We start from the raw sequence: 21,957 nt of genomic DNA, 5'->3' as shown, positions 1-21,957 counted from the left end.
CCCCTCCCTATCCGACCTCATGCGGCTCATTAATCATTTTGACATCACGGTATTGCAAATCGTAAATCTTTTTATAGTAGCTGCCTTTTTCAAGAAGCTCATGATGTGTTCCCCTTTCACGAATGCGTCCTTTATTAAAAACGAGAATTTCATCGGCGTGTTTCAGTGAAGAAATGCGGTGAGCGACGATAAAGGTTGTGCGGTTTTTCATGACTTCTTTTAAGGCAAGCTGTATGCTGTGCTCCGTTTGCATATCTACTGCACTTGTGGCATCATCCAATATCAAAATGCTCGGGTTCAAGCAGATGGCTCTCGCAATGGCAATACGCTGTTTCTGTCCGCCGGAAAGCCCCATTCCCCTCTCTCCCAGCATGGTGTCATACCCATCAGGAAGCTCCATAATAAAGTTATGAGCCTGCGCCCTTTTTGCCGCTTCGATGACGTCTTCCATTGAGGCATCCGGCCGCCCATACGAAATATTTGATCTAATCGTAGATGAAAACAGGAAGGATTCTTGAAGTACGACCCCGATATTGGAGCGAAGGGTTTTTAACGAATAATCTGTGATGGGTTTGTGATCAATGGTAATCATTCCGCCAACAGGACTGTAAAATCTGGTGAGAAGCTGTGTCACTGAGCTTTTGCCTGAACCTGTCGGGCCCAACAGTCCGATTACCTTCCCGCTGTTTGCCTCAAAGCTTACATTGCACAGCGCGTTTGTTTGTTCTTTTCCGTATGCAAGAGAAACATTTTTGAAATGGACATCTCCGGTTAATTTTTGTTTATGCAAAGCATGAGGATGATCTGTAATGTCTTCTTCTTTTTCCAGAATGTCGAGCAGGCGTTCCCCTGACGCTTTTGCTTGAGAGAACATATTGATGACAAAACCTAAGTTCATAATGGGCCACATCATATAATTGACAAGGCTGAAGAAAGCAACAAGCTCGCCGGGATTGAGCTGATTTTGCATAACCAAGTAACCGCCGTATGAGAGAAGAGCTACAATACAAATGTTACCAATGAACTCCATTAAAGGGAAATACGCAGACCAAATGGATGATGTTTGTAAATACTGCGCCCTGTATTCTGCATTGGCTTTATTGAAAGTGCTGATCTGAAAATCTTCCCTGGAAAGAGATTTAACCGTATTAATGCCGCTGATATTTTCCTGAACTTTTGTATTGAGTTTCGCAAACGATTTGCGGATGCCTCTGAAGGCGGGATGGACTCTTTTGTCAAACCGGTATACCGCAACCGCGAGAAATGGCAGAACAGCTATTGTCACAAGCGTGAGAGGAACAGAATAGTAAAACATAACCGACAGGCTGATGGCTACCAGCAGGCCGAAGCGAATGAGCTCAGCGAGACCGTATGATAAGAAAAAACGAAGCCCTTCAACATCAGCAGTCAGCCTGGACATCAAATCTCCTGTTTTCGCGTTATCATAGTAAGAAAAAGAAAGCCGCTGCAGTTTTTCATACAGACCATTTCTCAGCCGATAAACGGATTTGATCCCGAACATATCACCTAAATACTGATGAAAAAAGGTAGCCATTCCTTTCAAAACCATTACCGCAATAAATCCTAAGCTGACCCACGCCGCAAGCTGATACTGCCGTCCCAGTACGATCTCATCAATCGTAATTTGCAGGATAATCGGATAAACGACAGTAATTGCAGTCATCAAAAGCATGGCTAGAAGCGACCACATAAACACTTTTCTGTACGGCCAATAATACATTTTTAATCTTTTAAATGTCTCCATATCCAGCACCTTTCCAACATTTATCATCTTCACTATATCGATACCCGAAATAAATTTCTATTATTTTTCAAAATTTCAGTCTAATTATGGAGTGAGTCTCTTACTTTATAGGGAGTAACATATGTAGAATAAACGCTTACAGAAAATCATTGTATGCTGGGGATACTTGGGGATATGCCAATGAAATACAGAAAACCGGACGGCTGAAATGCCGTCCGGTTTTCATCCCCCGCTGACCGGCGGTATGATGGCTACCGTGTCACCTGAAGATACAGAGGTATTTTCTTTCACATAGCTTTCGTTAACGGCAATCATAGCCGTATCAATAGATTCAAGACCGTATTGTTCTTTTAGACTCGCTTTTATTTCATCTGTGGTTGCTTGTTCCATATCTATTTCTATTGCTTGTGTACCGGCCTGTTCAGCCAGTCCTGCAAATAAAAGAATTTTAATCATGCTGCTCTCCCTCGCTTAGGTCTGGTTTTCCGTTCGGATAAGCTGTTGTTTCTAGCTGGTCACCGATCCATTGCTCACCGTCTTCCCAAATTTCTTTTTTCCAAATCGGCACAATCTGTTTAATGCGTTCAATCGCATACTCATTGGCTTCATATGCGGCTTTTCGATGGGGAGAAGATACAGCAATCACTACCGCTGCTTCACCGATATCGAGCACACCTATACGGTGCGTGATCGCAGCTGAGGCACCTTCCCATTTTTCTTCAATTTCAGCGCCGATTTGAGCAAGCATTTGCACGGCCATCGGTTCATATGCCTCATATTCAAGCCGAACCGTTCTTTTTCCGTTTGTCCATTCCCGAACCGTACCAATAAATGTCGTAATGGCTCCTGCTTCCCGTTTCTCCACTTTTTTAATGATGTCTTCAGTATTAATGGGTGTTTTCGTAATCTCAAACCGTTCCATTATGCAGATTCCCCCTTCAGCTGTGAAAGCACAAAATCCACGGCAACCGGATCATCCGCATGAAAAACGGGTAATCCCTGATGCTCTGTCATATGCTCTTTTTTTCTATAGATGATGGCGATTATATTTACTGCTTGCAGCGCTTCCAGATCTTCCTTTTCACTTAGGATAACCACTTTAGGATAAGGGGCTTTTTTAAAGCCTTCAATCAGAAGACAGTCTGTTTCGAGAAATTGGTATAACTCGACCAGCCGTGCCAAATCCCAATTGCGGCGGACAGTCAGCTGTAACACACCAGCACCTTCTACCGCTGTTACATCAGCACCTGCCGCCTTGTAACGGTCCGTGTCTTTTCCTTCCGTGAGCGTTTGCGGTTCACCGCCGTGACCATGATGCTTCAGGCAGCCCAAATGGACTCCCTGTTCAGAGGCTTTTTCAAGAATGCGCTCAATAAACGTTGTTTTCCCGCTGTTTTGAAATCCTACAACTTGGACGATCGGGAAAGGACGGACCAAGGCCATTCACTTCCATTCTCTTCTCTGATGAGCAGCACTTGAACCGTTCTGCCAGTTTCGTAGCCTCGCGTGCCGCCCGGCAGGATAATAAATGCATTGGCATCTGCAAGTGATGTGACGGAGCTCGACTTATCTAATCCGACGGGTGTCGCCAACAGCTTCCCTTCCTGATGTTGCACGAGCGCACGAACAAATCGGGTAAATGGGTTCGGCTTCGGAAAATCCTTGGTCAAAACAGCTTCCGCACAAATCGAATGCGGTGTTTCATTGTGCAGCCATGTCTGGATTATCGGTTTGACAAACAGTTCAAAACCAACATAGCATGCTGACGGATTACCTGAAAGGCCAAACAGCAGCATATCGTTTGCATGCGCCACCGTTGTCACGCTGCCCGGGCGCATGGCAACTTTATTAAACAGCACGTCCGCTCCGAGTTTTTCATAGATCGCAGGCAAAAAGTCAAAGTCACCGACTGACACACCGCCCGTTGTGATCAGGAAATCCACCTTTTTCATCGCTTCTTTAATTGCATCAAAGCTTTTATCCAGTTCATCAGAGATTTTCCCTAAATAAAGCGGTGTTGCGCCTGCTTCTATCGCTTGCGCATATACCATACTCGCATTGCTGTTGCGGATTTTTCCCGGTTCCAGCGGATCACTGACATTCAGCAATTCGGTACCGGTTGCGATAATCCCGACTACAGGCTTTCTCACGACAGGCACAGATGCGTATCCGAAGGTTGCCAAAAGAGCCGTCACTCCTGGTGTCACCCGGGTACCCTTTCTCAGTAAAACACTCCCTTTTTGAGCGTCCTCACCTGTTTTTGAAATATTATCCCCCGTCTGAAAGCGGCGTTTTAAAGACATAAATGACTTCCCATTCTCCTCAAAGGTTTGAGTCAGTTCAATCATGACGACTGCATCTGCCCCTTCAGGGATTTGCGCGCCAGTCATAATCCGCACAGCCTGAAACGGGCCAAGTTCTTTTTCAGATACTGCCCCAGCTCCAATATGGTCAATAACTTCAAACCGAACTGGGTTTTCACGTGATGCATCTGCCGTATCGCACGCTCTGACAGCAAAACCATCGTATGGCGAACGGTCAAACGCAGGGACGTGGTGATCCGCAGTTATATCTTCGGCTAAAAACCGATGAAGGCTGTCTTCAAGCGCCACCCATTCTGTTTCACCTTGTTTTTGAAAATGGCAGACACGCCGAACTGCCTCGTCTACCGGTATCGGTGTTCTTTTCTCCAGCATTCTGACCCCTCCTGTTGTTACAATCCAATCACTCTTGCCAACACGGAGTTGGCTTCTTTCACATCATTTGTTCCATGCACCAGCGCCCGTCCGTCATTGAAAATGACAATTCTGAAATCCTCGTAAAAAATATGCAGCAAAAACGCATTGGCCTCGACCTTGCCGATTGTTTTCAGCCGCTTAATGAGTTCCTGTTTCGGGATTCTTTTTAATGATTCTGACCTTACCTGCACTGTATCACGGCCGCATAGTACAGCAGCTTTTGGTGTGTTCCAATCCTGAAGATAAGGATATACCGCATTTGCTCCGCAAGATGGGCAATCCTCACGGCGTACATGATTAACGTTAATCTTCATATGCGAATTGTTCCAGACATCAAATGTCACAAAACCCCGCTGTATTGCTTCTATTTGGCCGGTTAACAGCTTTAATGCCTCAGCCTGCTGATATGCTGAAACGATATGCACAGCAGGCGGAATAATGCCGGCAGTATCACACGTCGCCCCGCCAACAGGAATTTGCTCAAACAAACAAGACAGACAAGGGGTTTCTCCGGGAATGACAGTCATGAACATTCCCTGGCTGCTTACACAGGCGCCATAGACCCAAGGTGTCTTTGTTTTCTGGGCAAGATCGTTTATCAGCATGCGGGTTTCAAAATTATCTGTCGCGTCGATTACGATATCTGTTTTTTCAATCAGCGGCTCAAGCGTTTCGGCTGTTCCTTCGGTAACATACGCCTCAATATGTATCTCGCTGTTAATCGCTGATAGATGCTCTTTGGCAGCCATGGCTTTCGGCATGCGGAGTTTGGCATCGCTTTCTGTATAAAGCTGCTGCCTTTGAAGATTGCTCCACTCCACATAGTCACGGTCAATAATGGTAATCGTACCGACTCCCGCTCTCGAAAGCCCTTCAGCTCCTGCAGTGCCGAGCGCTCCCGCTCCGACAATCAGCACATGGCTGTCTGCCAGTCTTTTCTGGCCCTCTTTCCCAATTTGCTTAAATCTGATTTGCCGTGAATAACGTTCCTCCATCAAACCTGTTCTCCTTATCTTTTATGTCATCTTATCATGTTATTGCCCCGTCAGTCCCGCTTGAGGGAGTTCGATTTTTCTTCCAAACAGCTAAAATCATCACGTGTATTAATGTTGATAAACTCTGCCGGGTTTGCTCCGATATTTTCAGCCTGTACGTAACAAACCGAAATTCTGCCTAATAAATCTGATATTCTCAACCTCTTCTCAGAAAGCTGATCGTATAGAACTGGCATGATACGTTTGTGGTAAATCGCAATCAATGGCTGCACTTGTCCGTCAGAAATTGGGACTACCGCGTCAGCACCGGCAGTCATCAGACGTTTGAGCTCCAGCACCGTCCTTCTTTGTATCAGCGGTGTGTCACAGGAAAGAACAGTATAAAGATCACCGTCTGTCTTTTTAAAAGCGGTATATATACCAGCCAATGGCCCCATGCCTTGAAATGGCTCAGCATCTTGATACACTTCATTTTCACCGTTTTCTTGAAATCTATCAATAAATTCGGGACGGCTGATGATAACCGTTTGTTCTCCAAGTGCCTCTTTAGCACATTCGTAAAGCATCCTTCCCTTCCATTTGACAAACGCCTTCGGTTCTCCAAATCGCCGTGAGGCTCCCCCTGCCAGCAGTACGTTTACATGCTTCATATCATCTCACCTCTAGTTTCGTTAAAAGCATAGCAAAAGCAAAGGCTCAACGCTACTGCTTGTCTGTTTATTAAAGAGGAATAGCTGTTCAGTATTTGCATATTGTAGTGTTAACATCATGAGGGAGATGGTTCGAATGAAAAGATCAGGTCCTTTTTTCCACGACGTGTCTCAGGAGAACCTTTATTTAAAATCCGAGCTTTCAAGGTGCCATAAGCTGATTGCTGAACTTGAAGCAAGCTACTTTCATCAGAAAAATAACAAACTGCTCAAAGAAAATACTAATATGAAAGAAAAACTCCAGCAGCTGTCTGCCGAATTAACACATATGTCAACAAAAGAAAAACATGCCTCCCACACCAGCCAAACCCTGCATCAAATAAGAGCTGAACTGCTTGATAAAATCGTTGTTTTGCAGGAGCTTCTATCTGCTGAAACCTATAAACGCAGAGCCGAAATCGAAGAAAAACATAAACTTCATATTGCTAAAGTCAAAATCGAAGAAGAAAATAAAAATCTTCATAAACGGATCAGCGAACTTCAAGCCTCAATTGAGCAAGAACAAAATGCACTGCTTAAGGCAAAACAGCAAGCCGAATTGATAAAAGCCGAAAACGGGCGTCTAAAAGAGCAAATGGTAGAAAAAGAATATCAGCTAAAACATATTAAAATAGAAGTTGATCATATGAAAGATCGAATCATAGAAACGAAAGAAAGACTGCTAGACATAGAAAAAACGAAAGAAAAATTATTTCACGAAACTATTATATCGTATAAACGGCAGCTTGATGAAAGCGATGCCTGGATTGCTTCTCATTTTGCCGATATTGATGGCGGCACGAAACAAAAAGAAAAAACGGAAGAAGAAGCTCCAGCGGCCTACACGCAGCCATATCATGTAGAGACCATCCTTGAAGATGTCACCAAACAGATACATGTGCTCCAAAAACAGCTTGCCCGCGCCCAATCATCAGACCAGGCCAAGAGCCATACAATCGAAGAGCTGAAAAACAGAGCCGCTGAAGAAAAGCCTTATCAAAAGTGGGTGTATAAGCTTAATCTTGAAAAAGAAAACAAACCTTCACAGAAAAAACCTCAATAAAAAAACTGCTTGAGCGATGGGACTGACCCCATAAGATGAGACAAATAAAAACACCTTCAAGTTTGAATACGGATGATTGTTATCCGAAATTAGACTTGGAGGTGTTTTTTCTATGGGGACAAGAGTGAGTTATCCGGTTGAAGTGAAACAGAAGGCTGTAGAAATGAGATTGGCAGGCGTACCTATGAAAGAGATCATGCAGGAGTTGAATATCAAAAATAATACGCAGATTAAGACATGGGTCAGATGGTATAAGGCTGGTGATACACATCGATTTGAACAGCCTGTTGGTAAGCAATACACTTATGGAAAAGGTCCGGAGTATTCTTCCGAATTAGAGAAACTGCAGGCAGAGAATCGATATCTGAGACAACAGAATGAAGTGTTAAAAAAGTACAACGAATTGGAAAGGAAGTTGATAGCCAAACGTCAGTCGAACTTGTAGAAGAATTGCACAGCACAATGACCGTGCAGGATATCTGTATTCATTTAGGTATCTCTCGCTCGTCTTATTATCGTTGGAAGAAGAATCTGAAGAAAGATCATCCCAAGCGCCATTTAGAAAAACAAATCGGCACGTTGTGCCGAGAGCACCAGTATCGATATGGATATCGAAAAATCACAGCTATATTAAAAAAGAGAATGTGTATTAACCATAAAACGGTTCAGCGTATTATGCAGAAAAATCAGTGGCAGTGCCGGGTTAAGGTGAAAAAGCGCAAGAAGAATGGGCAGCCATATGCCGTGGTCGACAATATATTAGATCGGAACTTTCAGTCTGATCATCCTCTTGAAAAACTAGTAACAGACATCACGTATTTGCCTTATGGACAGAAACAATTGTACCTTTCCAGTATATTGGATGTATATAATGGAGAAGTGATTGCTTTTACGATTGGAGATAAGCAGGACACAGACTTTGTCTTACACACACTTGATCAACTGCCAACACTGCCTGAGAACTGCGTGTTACATAGTGACCAAGGATCTGTGTATACATCTTACGAGTATCAGAAAGCTGTTAAAACAAAAGGCATTACCATGAGCATGTCCCGCAAAGGGACACCCGCTGATAATGCCTCCATCGAATCGTTTCATTCCTCACTAAAGTCTGAAACGTTCTATCTTAACAGCATTGATCGAACCACGACCGCCATCGTAGAACGCACTGTCATAGAATACATTCATTATTATAACAATATTCGTATTCAAACGAAACTAAACAACCAATCACCGATAAATTATCGGCAATTGGCTGTTTAAAAGGTGTTTTGATCCCTGTCTCAAAAACGGGGGTCAGTCCCCGATGCCAAGCAGTTTTTCTTTATATTTATTCATTAGCTGATTCAGCTGATTCTGCAGATTCGATTTCACCCTCTAAAATGTACTGCCCGCGATATGGTTTTTTCACTTCCGGGTACATTTTAATTAAGCTTTGCATAAACGTTGTCATATTAGGGATTTCAAGACCGCTTTCTTTTTCAATCTCTTTTTGAAGCTCCGAGCTCTTAATCGCCGCGTTGTGGCGTTTTAATGTTTTAATAGCAGCTTCACGCAGCTTAGCTGCTTTTGATCCCGGTCTAGCCGTTCCTCTTCTTCTTCGTGTTGTTCCGTCTGGTATACCGGCAGGAAGAGAGGAAATAGATTGAAGCTGAGGCTGAACAGACTGCTGCTGTGATTGCGGCTGATAGCTTCTGATTTCCTGAGCCGCAAGCTCAGCGAGAACCGGCAGAGAGTCAGGTTTTTTTTCAGAACGGAAATCCTTTTTGATTTCGGAAGGGCTTCCATTTCTGTCCAGCTCTCTTAATTTTGCGTATATTTTATCACGTTCAATTTGATATTCACGAATGACTTTCACTTCAGCTTCATTTAATTGTTCTAACCGCAAGCGCAAAGCTTCTCTTTCATTAAACATTCCTCAATGTACCCCCTATCAAAATTAACATCTTTAATTAAGATATTAGATTACAAAAGTAATTTTATCAACTATTATTTTAGCATTTTACTATTATATTTACTCTATGAAAAATTCCTTATTTTCTGAAAATGTTTTATTTTTCAAAAGAGTTCTTTATTCTCAAGGGATTAAGGGGCTTTCTAGTTTATTTGGTATAATGTTGAAAATATATATTTTACTTACTTCTTTAAAGAAATTTAGTGTAATATCTACAATTTTCGAGTTATGAGATATGAGATTTATCTAAAATTGTGTTTTCTAGCGTATCAATCAAACAAACCATCAATTCCTATACCTAAATTTGGAAAAATAAGCTTCTTACTCTTCTTCCATTGCTTTTTGCACAAATAAAAAACCTGATGTGATCAGGTTTTTAGGAAATACTATTTAGTCAGATACCTATTCCGTTTCAGCCAGAACGCGGTTCACACGTTTTTCAAGCATTTTCATACCGCTCCCGCCGGCTTGGAAGTGACGGAGCTGTCCTGTTTTATCAAACACATAATATGCAGGTACATATTCATTTTCAAATGCATCGGTTAAAGTATGGTCACTGTCAACAAAAATCGGCTGGGTGATATCGTGTTCAGCAGCTGTTTCTTTAATTTTACCAAGGTCAAGATCATCTTCGGAACGAGGCATATGCACAGCTACAACATTCAGCTGATCTTTATATTTATCACGAAATTCATTCACTTGCGGCATCGCTTCTTTGCACAAGTGGCAGCTGATGGACCAGAAATGAATAAGCGTCGGCTTTTCCCCAATCAATTGCTCTCTCGTCACTTCACCATTTAACCAAGCTTTTTCTCCCGTCAATTCCGGCATGGGCTGACGTAATTTCATTGCTTTTCCCTCCTATTTAACAGAAAGGCCTAACGAATATGCTAGACCGCTTTTCGTTCTTGGAAAGAATTAAAGTGTTTTTTGGCCTGGTTTCCAGTTAGCCGGACAGAGTCCGCCAGTTTGCAGCGCCTGGAGAACACGAAGCGTTTCATCAACATCACGTCCAATGTTGTTATGGAAAACAGTTTGGTATTGGAGCTCCCCTTCAGGATTAATAATAAACAATCCGCGCAAAGCCACACCTTCTTCTTCGATTAAAACGCCATATTCCCGGGATACCTCATGGTTTGTATCAGCAGCAAGCGGGTATTTCAGCTGGCCAAGACCGTTTTCTTTGCGGTCTGTATTGATCCAAGCTAAATGAGTATGGATGGTATCAGTTGAAACCCCGATGACTTCTGCATCAAGATCTTCGAACTCGTCATAGCGGTCGGACATTGCTGTAATTTCTGTCGGACAAACAAAAGTGAAATCCATTGGATAGAAGAACAGCACTGTCCATTTGTCGTTTTTCATGTTTTCCTCAAGACTTACTTTGCCGAATTCTTTGCTTGCAAGGACTGCTTCCATTTCAAAACGAGGAGCTTGTTTACCTACCATACGTTCTGCCATATGTATCCCTCCAATTTATTGTTTGGCTTAAAAGTCGAAATAACTTGAAAATAAAGGGTTGTTAACCATTTTTAGTTATATTGCAATGCCATTATATAAAAGCAGATTTCCTGAGTCAATTTTTAACAAATCATGCATGTCTTTGGCTTCGACATTTTTGAATAAAACGTTTAACATGGTCATGTACAGGGTAACTAGCCTCAATGTGCAGCAATCAATTAGAAAAGGAGCTCAACATGGACTTTATTAAACAATATGATTGGGCGGGACTGATTACAAATGCCGGTGTTCTGCTCATTAAACTTGCCATTATGATATTGCTCTATTTTATCGTTCGATCATTAGGCATGAAAATCATTAAACATCTGTTTGCAAAATTCGAGGAGCAGAATAGCTTGTCTATCGGACGTGCACATACGCTCCGAAGCCTGACTCTTAACATATTTGCTTATACTTTGATTTTTATATTCTTCGTCATGGTTCTAGATTTGTTTCATTATGATCCAAGCGCTCTTTTAGCGGGGGCAGGAATCGTCGGCCTGGCTGTCGGATTTGGCGCCCAAGGGCTTGTCAGTGACATCGTGACAGGTTTTTTTATTTTGCTTGAGAAACAATTGGATGTCGGAGACTATATTACCGTTTCCACCTTTGACGGAATTGTCGAGCAGGTTGGCTTAAGAACAACTCAAATCCGCAGCTTTGACGGAACATTGCATTACATCCCCAACAGAAACATCACAAACGTGAGTAATCATTCTCGTGGTACCATGCAGGCTCTTGTTGATATTAAAGTGCCGGCTGAAAGAAACATTGATGAAATGATTCATATTTTACAGCAGGTTTGTGATGAGACGGCAGCGGCTCTTCCGCAAATAAAAGAAGGCCCAAATGTCATCGGGATTCAAGAACTGGGGACTTCTGAAATTGTGATCAGGGTCATTGCCAAAACAGAAAATATGGAACAGTGGCGAGTCGAACGAGTGTTGAGAAAAGAAATAAAGAACGCGTTCGACCGCGCTTTCCCTAAAGAAACAGAATAAATAAAAGAACCGAAGCTTTTTGCTTCGGTTTTTATATTACTGAATTCTGCTTTCAACTTCGCTGCAAATTTCTTCAGCCGTCATCCCGGAAGCTGTAATGACAGGTGCTTGTGTTACCGTATCGGCTATCCCTTGCACATTATTATCAAGACCTGTTACGACACAGCAGTCACAGCCTTGAGCATCAGCAGGGCTTTTCATCATTACAACGTCATATCCTTTTTCTTTTAAAGCAGCTTCTACATCTGATAACGATTGTTCAATTCCAATTTTTTTAGCCATTTTTGAACACCTCCGTTTACTAGAGTGCTCATTTTATGGAATTTTATTCTTTCATTTGTACTTAATTGGCATAAAAAGAAAAATAACCTGTCATGACATGAACCGCTGTTTCTATCGCATTTTCATCGGGATTCAGCTTAGCGTGATGAAGCCCATGTTCAGAATCAGCGCCGAGCCAGAACATGAAGCCGGGATATTTTTTCAGCATATAGCCAAAATCCTCCCCAGTCATTGCTTCTTTTGCTTCAATTACTGTCGCCAGTTGATGTTCAGCAACAAAAGACATAAATTCTTCTGTTAATCCGCTCGTATTGTAAACTTGGTGATAGACAGACGGATATGTCACTTTTCCTTTGCAGCGGAATCCGATTTCGATTCCTTTCACCACATCTTCAATCCGTTCCTTTACCTGTTTCATCGATTCTTCAGAAAGCGTGCGGATCGTGCCTTCCAGGTGGGCCGTTTCCGCAATGATATTTTGTGCCGAGCCTCCGGTAATGGTACCAACTGTAATAACAGCACTGTCTAGCGGATCTGTGTTTCTAGAGATAATCGTTTGCAGCTGGGTGACAAGTGTACTTGCTGCTACAACCATATCCTCAGCCAAATGCGGATATGCCGCATGTCCCCCTTTGCCTTCCAGATCGATGACTAGCTCTGATGTATTCGCAAATAGAAGGCCGCTTTTTGTCGCAATGGTGCCTACCGGAAGCTCTGGAGCAATATGAAGCGCAGTGATGAAATCAGGCTGCCACTTTTTTAATACATCGCTCTCAAGCATTGGTTCCGCACCGCCAGGCCCTTCCTCTGCCGGCTGAAACAGAAAAAGCAAATCATGTTTGACTGGGTGGTGAACAAAATGATCAATAATGCCGAGTGCAATCGTCATATGCAAATCGTGACCGCAGGCGTGCATGTTGCCGTGATGCTCTGATGCGAATGGAAGACCGGTTTGCTCTTCTATAGAAAGCGCATCGATATCCGCTCTGTACGCCAGCATTTTTTCCGGCGCCGTCCCGTTCACTTTTACAAAAAGCCCTGTTCGCCATTTCTCAATTTCAATTCTGTCTTGCGGATATTGTTCCAAGACATTTAATAAATACTGCTGGGTTTTGAACTCCTGAAATCCAAGCTCCGGTATACGATGCAGATCTCTGCGAATTGCGATGAGCTCCTCTTTCTTCATTTCTATTCCTCCTGCCTATACGAATAAGGCGTGGATATATTATCCACGCCTTTTTTATCAAACTTTTCCTTACAGCTGGCGTAATTCCTGCTTGATTTCAGTTTTGCCTTTTGTTTTTTCATCAATGTCTTTGATTTTTTTAGCTGGTGTGCCTGCAACGACAGTGTATGGCTCAACGTCGTTTACCACGATCGCTCCCGCAGCAACAACAGCTCCTTTACCTACTGTTACGCCTTCAAGCACAACAGCATTTGCGCCGATTACGACGTCGTCTTCAATCACAACCGGTTTAGCGGATGGCGGCTCAATAACGCCCGCAAGTACAGAACCCGCGCCGATATGGCAGTTTTTTCCGACAGTAGCTCGTCCGCCAAGCACAACGTTCATATCAATCATTGTGCCTTCGCCGATGACTGAACCGATATTAATAGAAGCACCCATCATGATGACTGCGTTATCACCAATTTCAACTTGGTCGCGGATGATCGCGCCCGGTTCGATACGCGCTTTGATGTTTTTAAGATCAAGCATTGGGATCGCAGAATTGCGGCGGTCATTTTCAACCACATAGTCTTCGATTTTGCTTTGGTTTTCTTCGATTGCTGTTTGGATTTCGCTCCACTCACCGAAAACGACACCAGTGTTTCCGTTGATAAAAGCTTTCGCAGATTCGCCGAAATTGATTCCTTCCAGCTCACCTTTCACGTAAACCTTTACAGGTGTAGATTTTGTACTATTTTGAATAAATGAAATAATTTCATTTGCGTCCATCATTTTCATATGTATAGTCCTCCTCCTGATTTTCTACCTCATTACTGTATCAAAGGAAAGATACAAAGACAAGAAAAAAAGGAACAGCCGTTTTAGCAGTTCCCAGTTAGTGATCAGACAGCGCACCCGCTTTTCTTTGCGAATTGTCTCCCGAAGTTTATTAATTCTTCCTCTTCTTCACCTTCTGGATTATTTTCGATTTTTACCGAAGGCAGCACAATGTCTCCACCGCGTTCTTTTATTTTTGCCTCTAGCGTATCAACCGCTCCGCAGAAAAATTCATATGCTGTATCACCGGAACCGAATACAGCGCATGTTTTGCCGGAAAAATCAATCTCATCCATGTCTTCAGCCAGATCTAAAAATTCATCAGGCAGATCTCCGTCTCCCCATGTGTAGGTCCCCATTATGATATGGTCATAATCGGTAAACAGCTGGGCATCATCAATATCCATTGCTTCGAAACGGTCTACTTCTGCTTCCGCCTCCTGAAGCCCCTTTTCAATCAAATCTGCCATTGCTTCAGTATTGCCTGACATTGTTGCATAAACGAGCAAAATCTTCGCCAATTCCTTGTTCCTCCTCTAATGAATCATTGCTGAAACTTCGTACGGCTGGACAAATTTACATTCATACAAGCCTGCGCAAAAGAAATTCTCTTTCTGATTGGCCACTCTCCATCCATGCCCCTTAATGGTATCGAACCATTTTAACGATCGGGCTTCGAGATCAGTCTGGTAAATTCTTGAAAAACCATTTTCATCTTGTGTTGTAGTGACATATATAATGCCATCATCCTCTGAAAGATCAAGAAATGATTCTTCTATTCTGATCATGCTGGATTGAATGATGAATTCTTCACCATTCAAAAGATTCCGTACAGTGACAGCACCGTGCTTTCCTTTCACAGAACCCATCGCCGCCACCAGCCAATTTTCATTGAACACGAGCATGGATGCCGTCATCCGGTTTTTTTCTTTTTTGACAATTTGGACATTGTCACGCTTAATGTCGTAAGCCCAAATGCCGCCAAAATATTCGTGTATTTGCGTGCCAATAAAAAGATTGCCCCCGTGAAGACATAGCGACCGGATAACAGGGGGATTATGAAATTCGGCAAAAGGTTTGGCTACGCGCCATGAGACACCAAAATCATCCGATACATAAATACAATGCTTACCGTGGGCGCAGACAAACCCGTTGTTTCTGCCGGTAATCGCCCACACTGTTGCATTTGTCGGAAAGCTCGACATCGTCCAGGTTTTCCCTTCATCAGCCGAACGAATGACTGTTCCCTTTTCACCGACGCCAAATAAGTAAGGCCCTATGTAGCTGATACAGTGTATCTTACTTTTCAAACGAAAAAGCTTTCTCCAGCCCTGCTCCAAAGAATAATGAAAAATGCCTTCTCTTTGTACCGCCACAAAATATCCAGAAAACGCCGATGCCGTAACAGCAGTTGCTCCTTTATGAAACATGGCTTTTTTCCTTGTTCATATAATCTGCCCATGCAAGAAAACCTCTCGCAAACGCTCGGCAGCTTTCCACATCTTCATCTGTTTCAGGCGCTAATTCAATTTTTAGTGTTTCCTGGTAAACAGCAGCTCCCGCCTCTTGCAGCATGGCATTGAACAAATTCACCGCTTCGCAAAACTTTGGATAAGAATAATCGCCAGACCCGAAGCAGGCTGTTTTTAAACCATTAAGCTGAAGCTGTTTGACCTCTTCGAAAAAATCCTCCGCTTCGTAGGGCAAATCGCCGTCCCCCCATGTATAGGTGCCAATCAGTACGTAATCATAGGAGGTTAAACAAGGCACATCCACATCATCTATCTCGACACAATCGATATCCAACTCATATTCCTGAAGCGTATCTTTTATTATGAAGGCAATGTCTTCTGTATTTCCTGACATGCTGGCATATGTAATCAAGGCTTTAGCCATGTTATCACCCCATTAATTGATAATGATTTTCAATATCATATGTATCACTTTAAATGATAATGATTTTCATTGTCAACAGATAAATAAAAAAAAGACAGCACCTCGCTGTCTTTAAAATGGATTTTCCTGATCCAGCATATCCTTTATCACTTGTACAAAAGCTTGAACTTGTTTCAGTTCAAAGGCAGGCTCATAGCCTAATAACCATGTATCCCGACCGATCGGATGCCCTTTCATGTCTAAAAGAGGCATTTTATTCACTTTATCTTCATTTTGAAGGGTAACAGACGGCAAAATGGCATACCCGATTCCGTGCAGCGCCATCTGTTTGCACGTTTCAATCTGATCAACCAATATCGTCTGTTTCGGCGACGTTTTAAATTTTTGATGCCACCAGTGCTGAATTTCCTGAAAATAAGTGCTGTCACTTTTAAACTGGATAAACGGCCGTTCTGTATGGGCAATATCTTCGATGCAGGAAATTTCAGTATCCACTAAATACAGATGATCTGTCATTAAGTAATCTTTGCGCCCCTTCCACTCAGGGTTGCCTCTTATAATGCCGATATGAACCTGATCCTCATACAAGCTTTTCAGCATTTCGCTGCTCCACCCGGTTATGAGCGAGATCTTTGCATTCGGATACTTTTCCACATACGTCTTCAGGACTTTAGGGAGCCAATGCTGACCGATTATGGAGGCGACGGCAAGCTTCAATGTGCCGTGAATTTCACCTTCAAGCTCGTCAATATTTTCTCTTATTCTTTCCTGCTCTAATGTCACATCATTTGCAAACTGAATGATTTTCTCACCGGCGGGCGTTACCGTTAATCCTTTTTGGGATCTTAAAAAGATTTTTGTTCCCCACGCCTTTTCAATGGTTTGTAAGCGCTGAGATAAAGCCGGCTGAGATACAAAAAGCCGTTCTGCCGCCTTTCTCATATTTAATTCCTCAGCTAAAACTACGAGCATATGAAGCTCTTGAAGCTGCATGTCGTCCTCCTTTTTGTTATCAATAAGTTTTTCTTATCTCCCATTCTAATAAAATCTTAGTTTCTTATTCAAGCCCTATTCTCGTTTAAATTATGTATGCGCTTTCTTTTTTCGCTCTGGCTATATAATAAAAATAGGCCGTACAGCCTACTTATTCAACGAGCGTATATGCTTATTCAATTCCTTTAAAACGACTCTTCTCGTAAAAATCCCTTCAAATACCTGCTCGTCATTTTCAACACAGACAAATCCGTTATTAATGACCATGCCGAATCCCTTCATAATCGGATCATTGATATGAAGGCGCGGAATGTCGGTCTGCATGACTTCCTCAACAGTGATTTGGTCAAGCTTTTCAAACTCAATTCGCTCAAGTCCAAAAATACTGTTCATGATCATATTTGTCCCGATTAAGCCATGTAAACGGTAGGAAGGATCCAGAACCGGGATGGCTGTGTATCCGGTTTTTGTCAATACTAATAATGCGTGCTCAAGGTTATTTCCGACTTGCACGTGCGCTACTTTGTCCGCCTCAATCATAAATTGTCCGACTGTTGCCTCAAGAAGTTGATCTGATTGTAAGCTTATCATGTTTTCGACCCCTTTTCATTTTCATCATCAATACATTCCCTATATTGCAATAATATAAACTTTATCAGTATTTGTCGAAAAGTTTCCTTTCAATAAAAAAGATACTCTTTGTGGAGTATCAATTATAGGGTGTCCCATTAATTTTCAAATCGAAATCGGTCGTATAGCGTTACAAGTTTTTTGTAGGTGGTTCCGTCAACGTTTTTGGTCCCTGTCTCTATATCGTTGATCTCACTGCTTAATAGCTCGATGGCATACTCATGGTTGATCAGGATATTCAGCAGAAGTTTTTGTTCTTCTTCTGTAAATCGTTCACCGATAAGACTCATTCGCAATCAGGCCCCCTGTTTTATACTGAATACCTCTGAAAGCAAGACAACTTACTTTCAGCTCTACCGCTAGAATAAGTAATCAGATAACAAACGTCAACCGCATAATTCGACATTTACCTTGGCTTTTTCAGCCAAATTATTTTGTGAAACGATTTGCATAGCTGAAGGCAGTGTATGAATCCGGCTTTATTTTGGCCTCAATCCCCATGGAGGTAATACGTCCAGTCATTTCTTGGATCAGATCTTTTGTAAGCCCTTTTTTCCCAATATCCAAGTGAACTTCAAAGGTAAGATCCGCCCCCTCACCGGTAAAGGGCAGGAGCAGATCGGTAATATCCATTAAGTGTCCATCAAGAATATGAGCGGCCGTTTCTTGGCTGTACGCCGTTTCTAACGAAATCTTCTCCCGAAGGCTATGTATGGGTCTGTCGACTGTATGATTTTTCAAGCAGCCCCAAGCTCCCTTGCCTGTACGATGCAAATGCAATGCGGTAATAAACTTTGTGTAATCGCGGTAAACCTGTGAATCGGTTCCGATCGATAACACATAAGAAGAACGGGGGTCCTTTTGAACAAAGGCTTTAAGCCGTTCCATCACATCTTGAAAGGTCATCTGTGCTTCTGAAAGATTATAAAACAGAAAAGAATCAGCCATCACGACACTCCTTTTCAAGGATTTACAACCATGAAACAGGTATGTTCCTTACCGTTTATTTCGATTACTTTTGCAAAGGCGGAAGCTTGTTCCCCCTATTTCAGGAATCTTACTGAAGAAGTTCAAAGATTTCGATGGAAACCATGTCGATATTATCAAACGGATATGTGTTAGGTTTTTCACCTTTTTGGAAAACCGTCAGTTCAAACGTTTGATTTTTTTCGAAATATTTAACACTGCATATTTTCTCACCATTCACTTCGAAATAACGCTGCATTGGCTCGTTAGCCGCTTCCGCTGTTTCTTGCAGACTTTGCAGCCGTGTGATGATACCCATTAATTGTGACATTCTAAAAAAAGACTCCTTTCAAAAAGCAACTTCAAATCAACAAGTATTTATTATAATACAAGTTCTATTGAGCATCATACCATAAAGTCGGACAGGATGGCATTTTCACTGCTGAATTTAAGCAAAGAAAAAAAGTGAAAAAAACTATTTTTCTTTAGTTTGAGGCTTTTTTTGAATGTCATGCACACAATTATAATTTTTTTTGAATCTTTGGCAGCATTAAGAATGCCTTTTTGCAATTTTGTCAAAACCTTCTTTTGATTTTTATGGTGAAGTCCCGCGTGGCCATAATCAATGGGAGTCATGCTGGATAGAGGGGAACTGAACACCCGTGCAGCAGTGTCAGGGGTGTTCGGCACTGAATGTTTCTCCCCGTGTTAAACGTTTACCACTAGTTAGGTTTATTGTTTCATTGGATTGTCCTATGCTTTGATAAATAAAAAACTTGGCGGGGGTAGCGCCAAGTTTTTTCGGATCTTGATCTGATAGAGGGGTTGGGGAACAGAGAGTAGCTTCTCTCTATAATTAAATGATAATGATTCTCAGTATCAATGTCAATCGTTTTTTGATATTTTTTTCATTTCATAAAAAAAACGGCCTTTCAGCCGTTAAATCAGTCCGTCCTGCTCATATAAATAAGAATAAGGCAAGTCTATAAATAAATACATTTGATCATCCATCGGATATGAAAACGTTCTGATCATTTCACCTGTTTCCAAATCACTGTACAGATCACTGAAAAAACCTTTTCTGAGATTTCTCATTCGCATAATGTTCTCCAGAAAATAAGGACGCCAGCTCCAGTTCTTTTCCGCATATTCCGGCTGATAAATCCATTCTCCATCCTGCTTAAACACATTTCCCGTCAGCTGATCGCCTTCTTCATCACACATGTAAATCCTGAAGCTGCAATCTGTCAGCTCTTCCGCCAGCTTTTTAATAAAGTCATCATCAGAAGACAGATTGTTTTTTCTCAAAGAGGTCACAGCCTGATGCACTCGTTTGTAAAACTGTTCAGAGTGCTCATAGACGGTCTCCAGTTTCTTTTTCTCATGTGTGATAAATTGGTGAAATTCAGTTTTAAGTCTTTGTTTCAATACATCTCTCTCTAGAAACGTTTTAGATGGAGACACTAAGTAATAGCCCTGAAAATAGCGGCCTCCGTTTCTCCAGGCGTACTGAAGCTGGAAGTTCGCCTCAATGTCTTCATACAGCAGCGCCGCACCGATTTTTCTTGCTAATAAAGATATGCTGTACAGCACATGCTCATATGACGGTGACGGCTGTGACACTTTCAGCGCCTGCAAATCGATTTTTAACAGATCTGGTGAGAGCAGCGCGATTCTGTCCAAGTTGCTGCTTTCTTTTCCGATGTTGTCAACTGCGATTTTAATTCCGTATGTACGATAGTATGCAAGCATATGGTAGAGCTGCTCAATATCCCCTTCAAAATTGTGCTCTGTAATTTCAAGCACAAAACGGTGGAGTTCGATTCCCTTCGCTTCATATTCTTTCAGAAGCTCCAGAAAGCTTTCACCATGATCCAGCATCAGCAGATTGGCATCCTGATTCATAAAAATCAGCAGATCAGAATCCGCATCTAAAAAGCGGTCTAGAGCCTGGCGGATAATTCTGTTATCAACCTCTAATTTATATTCTTCGGGTATCCCCGCATCTAAAAAGAAGGGCCCGAGACTTTGGATTTCTGAATCTGCCAAAATTCGTCCAAGCACCTCATATCCGACAACCTTCTGCTCCTCGGCACTAAAAATCGCCTGGTAATATGGAAGGACATCATCAATGTTCGTTAAAATATCAAGTGGATCCAACATGTTATCACCTGCTTATCTATCTTTGTCTGATTATACGCACAATTATAACTACACCACAAATTTCAAAAAAATCATAGTATGGAAAAGCGGGTCGTATGGAGTATGTTAAAAGAAGAGGAAAATTTTTTTGAGATTATCAATCTACATACTGGTTAATTAAGAATTTTATTCATTTGTTTCACAATAACCAAGACAAATACAAAAATAACAGCATTATAACTAGCAGCTGTCCAAAAGTAAAGATTCCAGTCAGTGCCTTTATACATCCAATCATCATCATGTTTCATATTATAGAAAGTTCCTTTTTTATCGTAAGTGCCAAATGTAAGAGTGGTTAAACCGGCGACACTCTTTGAAACGTCAACTCCATACATTGAACCGACATTGTCAGTATAGTTTATTTTCATATACGTGTAATCAGATAAAACTTTTTCTACCCGCTTGGTTGGCAGAGACACATATAATACAGCTGACGTATCTCCTCCGGGCCCAGCCAAATACTCTCTAGCTTTAATAAATTTTGTTTCATCAGGAAAATCTATGTGGTATAGTTTTTCAAATCTTATTATTTCATTAGAAGTAAGATTTGTATTTTGATAATACTCTGGGGAAAAAGCACAAATAATAAAGTACCAAACATTAAAGATGATAACTAAACTGCTTAAAAATAATACAACTAACTTTTTTAACAATTTCTTCAATGAATCACTCCTTAATCTTTAAAAATTATATCATAAATTTAAATAGAAAATAAAACAAGCGAACGACCAGTTTTAACGTTCGCTTGTTTTGCAGTTTATTCAGATATCATTTTTTTCTCGATAACATCTCTAAATGCTTGTGCTGTTATTTTTCCAATCTCTTCACTATAATCCTCAACATCAAAAGCACGTTTAAAGGCTAACCTAATTGGAACAACAACTGGGTCAAGGTTTGTATTTAAATAATACTCTGCTTCAGAGAAAATTTTGTCTAACGAACCATCAAATCTATTATTTACAAATTGAGTGAACCTATTCATACAGTCATTATTACTATAATAATCTCTAATTGCGATATTTAGAGGTTGTGCATTAGCACCAACTGATGTTTTATTCGCTAGATTAATTGCATCTACATCACTAAATAAATCATCTAGGCTAAATTGATACATATTACCTATTATTTTCATAGCCGCATCATAAGGCGAATTAAATTCTTGAGCGTGTAATTTCATGTCCTGTATTGTTGTTAATAGATCTCCAGTCCAACCAGCAAAATCTCGTAGTGTTTGAGAGTAACCACCACTATAAATAATGGCATTATAAGTTGCCATAA

At 41.6% G+C, this 21,957-nt stretch carries 27 protein-coding genes; 3 read left to right on the top strand and 24 right to left on the bottom strand.

Annotation, left to right across the window (positions count from 1 at the left end; all coding sequences use genetic code 11):
* Positions 1-7: 7 nt before the first annotated feature.
* The 7 genes from NSQ09_RS13690 to NSQ09_RS13660 form a co-directional block, all read right to left on the bottom strand.
* Positions 8-1,765, bottom strand: a complete 1,758-nt coding sequence (locus NSQ09_RS13690; RefSeq protein WP_341031715.1) for an ABC transporter ATP-binding protein — start codon at positions 1,763-1,765, stop codon at positions 8-10.
* Between the two features lie 222 nt (positions 1,766-1,987).
* The gene (gene moaD, locus NSQ09_RS13685; RefSeq protein ID WP_003232366.1) at positions 1,988-2,221 is read right to left on the bottom strand and encodes a molybdopterin converting factor subunit 1; all 234 of its coding nucleotides are present in this window, start codon (positions 2,219-2,221) and stop codon (positions 1,988-1,990) included.
* Positions 2,214-2,687 carry a molybdenum cofactor biosynthesis protein MoaE gene (locus NSQ09_RS13680; protein WP_015715811.1) on the bottom strand — a complete coding sequence of 158 codons (474 nt, stop codon included), beginning with the start codon at positions 2,685-2,687 and terminating at the stop codon, positions 2,214-2,216. The genes moaD and NSQ09_RS13680 overlap by 8 nt, the downstream gene beginning before the upstream one ends.
* The gene (gene mobB, locus NSQ09_RS13675) at positions 2,687-3,208 is read right to left on the bottom strand and encodes a molybdopterin-guanine dinucleotide biosynthesis protein B (protein WP_129137626.1); all 522 of its coding nucleotides are present in this window, start codon (positions 3,206-3,208) and stop codon (positions 2,687-2,689) included. Before mobB ends, NSQ09_RS13680 begins: the two co-directional genes overlap by 1 nt.
* Positions 3,169-4,461 (bottom strand): molybdopterin molybdotransferase MoeA, encoded by a 1,293-nt coding sequence (locus tag NSQ09_RS13670; RefSeq protein WP_129137625.1) that lies wholly within the window; start codon positions 4,459-4,461, stop codon positions 3,169-3,171. The genes mobB and NSQ09_RS13670 overlap by 40 nt, the downstream gene beginning before the upstream one ends.
* 17 nt (positions 4,462-4,478) lie before the next feature.
* Positions 4,479-5,498 carry a molybdopterin-synthase adenylyltransferase MoeB gene (locus tag NSQ09_RS13665; protein WP_144453918.1) on the bottom strand — a complete coding sequence of 340 codons (1,020 nt, stop codon included), beginning with the start codon at positions 5,496-5,498 and terminating at the stop codon, positions 4,479-4,481.
* A 50-nt stretch (positions 5,499-5,548) separates the two neighbouring features.
* Complete coding sequence (locus tag NSQ09_RS13660; protein WP_144453920.1) at positions 5,549-6,148, bottom strand: molybdenum cofactor guanylyltransferase; 600 nt, start codon at positions 6,146-6,148, stop codon at positions 5,549-5,551.
* 136 nt (positions 6,149-6,284) lie between these two features.
* Here NSQ09_RS13660 and cse15 point away from each other — a divergent pair, with 136 nt between their 5' ends.
* On the top strand, positions 6,285-7,250 hold the full coding sequence (gene cse15, locus NSQ09_RS13655; protein ID WP_144453922.1) for a spore protein Cse15: 966 nt from the start codon (positions 6,285-6,287) through the stop codon (positions 7,248-7,250).
* A 112-nt stretch (positions 7,251-7,362) separates the two neighbouring features.
* Positions 7,363-8,513, top strand: a protein-coding gene (locus NSQ09_RS13650) for an IS3 family transposase (protein WP_087614160.1) whose coding sequence is annotated in 2 segments (ribosomal slippage) — positions 7,363-7,636 and positions 7,636-8,513 — 1,152 coding nt in all. Because the reading frame shifts where the segments join, the coding sequence is not laid out codon by codon here.
* 67 nt (positions 8,514-8,580) lie between these two features.
* Here NSQ09_RS13650 and rok read toward each other — a convergent pair.
* From rok to ahpA, 3 genes are all read right to left on the bottom strand, one after another.
* Entirely contained in the window at positions 8,581-9,165 is a 585-nt protein-coding gene (gene rok, locus NSQ09_RS13645; protein WP_014113628.1) for a transcriptional regulator Rok, read from the bottom strand.
* 441 nt (positions 9,166-9,606) lie between these two features.
* On the bottom strand, positions 9,607-10,053 hold the full coding sequence (ykuV, locus tag NSQ09_RS13640) for a thiol-disulfide oxidoreductase YkuV (protein ID WP_129137623.1): 447 nt from the start codon (positions 10,051-10,053) through the stop codon (positions 9,607-9,609).
* Positions 10,054-10,122: 69 nt separating this feature from the next.
* Positions 10,123-10,665, bottom strand: coding sequence for a biofilm-specific peroxidase AhpA (ahpA, locus tag NSQ09_RS13635; protein WP_003245371.1), 543 nt, complete (start codon positions 10,663-10,665; stop codon positions 10,123-10,125).
* A 236-nt stretch (positions 10,666-10,901) separates the two neighbouring features.
* On the opposite strand from ahpA, the gene mscT reads away from it, so the two are divergent.
* The gene (gene mscT, locus NSQ09_RS13630; protein WP_003244994.1) at positions 10,902-11,705 is read left to right on the top strand and encodes a small-conductance mechanosensitive channel protein MscT; all 804 of its coding nucleotides are present in this window, start codon (positions 10,902-10,904) and stop codon (positions 11,703-11,705) included.
* Between the two features lie 36 nt (positions 11,706-11,741).
* Here mscT and NSQ09_RS13625 read toward each other — a convergent pair whose 3' ends face one another.
* From NSQ09_RS13625 to NSQ09_RS13560, 14 genes are all read right to left on the bottom strand, one after another.
* Positions 11,742-11,987: a YkuS family protein gene (locus NSQ09_RS13625; RefSeq protein ID WP_003232382.1), complete on the bottom strand. Its 246-nt coding sequence runs from the start codon at positions 11,985-11,987 to the stop codon at positions 11,742-11,744.
* Between the two features lie 61 nt (positions 11,988-12,048).
* Positions 12,049-13,173, bottom strand: a complete 1,125-nt coding sequence (locus tag NSQ09_RS13620; RefSeq protein WP_305090476.1) for an N-acetyldiaminopimelate deacetylase — start codon at positions 13,171-13,173, stop codon at positions 12,049-12,051.
* Positions 13,174-13,242: 69 nt separating this feature from the next.
* Entirely contained in the window at positions 13,243-13,953 is a 711-nt protein-coding gene (gene dapD, locus NSQ09_RS13615; RefSeq protein ID WP_003218680.1) for a 2,3,4,5-tetrahydropyridine-2,6-dicarboxylate N-acetyltransferase, read from the bottom strand.
* A gap of 104 nt (positions 13,954-14,057) precedes the next feature.
* Entirely contained in the window at positions 14,058-14,513 is a 456-nt protein-coding gene (locus tag NSQ09_RS13610) for a flavodoxin (protein ID WP_032721472.1), read from the bottom strand.
* A 15-nt stretch (positions 14,514-14,528) separates the two neighbouring features.
* Positions 14,529-15,422, bottom strand: coding sequence for a WD40/YVTN/BNR-like repeat-containing protein (locus NSQ09_RS13605; protein WP_341031702.1), 894 nt, complete (start codon positions 15,420-15,422; stop codon positions 14,529-14,531).
* On the bottom strand, positions 15,412-15,888 hold the full coding sequence (locus NSQ09_RS13600) for a flavodoxin (protein WP_128473868.1): 477 nt from the start codon (positions 15,886-15,888) through the stop codon (positions 15,412-15,414). Before NSQ09_RS13600 ends, NSQ09_RS13605 begins: the two co-directional genes overlap by 11 nt.
* Before the next feature lie 111 nt (positions 15,889-15,999).
* Complete coding sequence (ccpC, locus tag NSQ09_RS13595; RefSeq protein ID WP_003232387.1) at positions 16,000-16,881, bottom strand: transcriptional regulator CcpC; 882 nt, start codon at positions 16,879-16,881, stop codon at positions 16,000-16,002.
* Between the two features lie 147 nt (positions 16,882-17,028).
* Complete coding sequence (cbpB, locus tag NSQ09_RS13590) at positions 17,029-17,472, bottom strand: cyclic-di-AMP-binding protein CbpB (RefSeq protein WP_129137622.1); 444 nt, start codon at positions 17,470-17,472, stop codon at positions 17,029-17,031.
* Positions 17,473-17,609: 137 nt separating this feature from the next.
* On the bottom strand, positions 17,610-17,807 hold the full coding sequence (gene abbA / locus NSQ09_RS13585; protein ID WP_010886502.1) for an AbrB antirepressor AbbA: 198 nt from the start codon (positions 17,805-17,807) through the stop codon (positions 17,610-17,612).
* Between the two features lie 133 nt (positions 17,808-17,940).
* Positions 17,941-18,459, bottom strand: coding sequence for a ribonuclease H-like YkuK family protein (locus tag NSQ09_RS13580; protein ID WP_003232389.1), 519 nt, complete (start codon positions 18,457-18,459; stop codon positions 17,941-17,943).
* 109 nt (positions 18,460-18,568) lie between these two features.
* Entirely contained in the window at positions 18,569-18,808 is a 240-nt protein-coding gene (locus tag NSQ09_RS13575) for a YkuJ family protein (RefSeq protein ID WP_003218671.1), read from the bottom strand.
* 608 nt (positions 18,809-19,416) lie between these two features.
* On the bottom strand, positions 19,417-20,640 hold the full coding sequence (locus NSQ09_RS13570; protein ID WP_041054808.1) for an EAL domain-containing protein: 1,224 nt from the start codon (positions 20,638-20,640) through the stop codon (positions 19,417-19,419).
* Positions 20,641-20,792: 152 nt separating this feature from the next.
* Positions 20,793-21,341, bottom strand: a complete 549-nt coding sequence (locus tag NSQ09_RS13565; RefSeq protein WP_003244760.1) for a hypothetical protein — start codon at positions 21,339-21,341, stop codon at positions 20,793-20,795.
* Positions 21,342-21,436: 95 nt separating this feature from the next.
* A complete protein-coding gene (locus NSQ09_RS13560) occupies positions 21,437-21,955 on the bottom strand; it encodes a hypothetical protein (RefSeq protein WP_010886501.1) in 519 nt (172 codons plus the stop codon).
* Positions 21,956-21,957: the final 2 nt, after the last annotated feature.

Origin of the sequence: Bacillus sp. FSL W8-1202 (assembly GCF_038006165.1) — a bacterium.
Taxonomy (GTDB): domain Bacteria; phylum Bacillota; class Bacilli; order Bacillales; family Bacillaceae; genus Bacillus; species Bacillus subtilis.
Note: the sequence above shows the minus strand (reverse complement) of the source record. Positions and strands in the feature narration are given on the sequence as shown.

Coding starts and splice junctions, on each gene's coding strand:
- NSQ09_RS13560 (WP_010886501.1), bottom strand. CDS start 21,955: ATGGCAACTTATAATGCCATTATTTATAGTGGTGGTTACTCTCAAACA.
- mscT (WP_003244994.1), top strand. CDS start 10,902: ATGGACTTTATTAAACAATATGATTGGGCGGGACTGATTACAAATGCC.
- ahpA (WP_003245371.1), bottom strand. CDS start 10,665: ATGGCAGAACGTATGGTAGGTAAACAAGCTCCTCGTTTTGAAATGGAA.
- NSQ09_RS13625 (WP_003232382.1), bottom strand. CDS start 11,987: ATGGCTAAAAAAATTGGAATTGAACAATCGTTATCAGATGTAGAAGCT.
- moaD (WP_003232366.1), bottom strand. CDS start 2,221: ATGATTAAAATTCTTTTATTTGCAGGACTGGCTGAACAGGCCGGTACA.
- NSQ09_RS13690 (WP_341031715.1), bottom strand. CDS start 1,765: ATGGAGACATTTAAAAGATTAAAAATGTATTATTGGCCGTACAGAAAA.
- NSQ09_RS13660 (WP_144453920.1), bottom strand. CDS start 6,148: ATGAAGCATGTAAACGTACTGCTGGCAGGGGGAGCCTCACGGCGATTT.
- ykuV (WP_129137623.1), bottom strand. CDS start 10,053: ATGAAATTACGTCAGCCCATGCCGGAATTGACGGGAGAAAAAGCTTGG.
- ccpC (WP_003232387.1), bottom strand. CDS start 16,881: ATGCAGCTTCAAGAGCTTCATATGCTCGTAGTTTTAGCTGAGGAATTA.
- NSQ09_RS13570 (WP_041054808.1), bottom strand. CDS start 20,640: ATGTTGGATCCACTTGATATTTTAACGAACATTGATGATGTCCTTCCA.
- NSQ09_RS13620 (WP_305090476.1), bottom strand. CDS start 13,173: ATGAAGAAAGAGGAGCTCATCGCAATTCGCAGAGATCTGCATCGTATA.
- NSQ09_RS13605 (WP_341031702.1), bottom strand. CDS start 15,422: ATGTTTCATAAAGGAGCAACTGCTGTTACGGCATCGGCGTTTTCTGGA.
- NSQ09_RS13600 (WP_128473868.1), bottom strand. CDS start 15,888: ATGGCTAAAGCCTTGATTACATATGCCAGCATGTCAGGAAATACAGAA.
- cse15 (WP_144453922.1), top strand. CDS start 6,285: ATGAAAAGATCAGGTCCTTTTTTCCACGACGTGTCTCAGGAGAACCTT.
- mobB (WP_129137626.1), bottom strand. CDS start 3,208: ATGGCCTTGGTCCGTCCTTTCCCGATCGTCCAAGTTGTAGGATTTCAA.
- NSQ09_RS13665 (WP_144453918.1), bottom strand. CDS start 5,498: ATGGAGGAACGTTATTCACGGCAAATCAGATTTAAGCAAATTGGGAAA.
- NSQ09_RS13680 (WP_015715811.1), bottom strand. CDS start 2,687: ATGGAACGGTTTGAGATTACGAAAACACCCATTAATACTGAAGACATC.
- NSQ09_RS13575 (WP_003218671.1), bottom strand. CDS start 18,808: ATGTCACAATTAATGGGTATCATCACACGGCTGCAAAGTCTGCAAGAA.
- rok (WP_014113628.1), bottom strand. CDS start 9,165: ATGTTTAATGAAAGAGAAGCTTTGCGCTTGCGGTTAGAACAATTAAAT.
- NSQ09_RS13670 (WP_129137625.1), bottom strand. CDS start 4,461: ATGCTGGAGAAAAGAACACCGATACCGGTAGACGAGGCAGTTCGGCGT.
- cbpB (WP_129137622.1), bottom strand. CDS start 17,472: ATGATAAGCTTACAATCAGATCAACTTCTTGAGGCAACAGTCGGACAA.
- dapD (WP_003218680.1), bottom strand. CDS start 13,953: ATGAAAATGATGGACGCAAATGAAATTATTTCATTTATTCAAAATAGT.
- NSQ09_RS13580 (WP_003232389.1), bottom strand. CDS start 18,459: ATGGCTGATTCTTTTCTGTTTTATAATCTTTCAGAAGCACAGATGACC.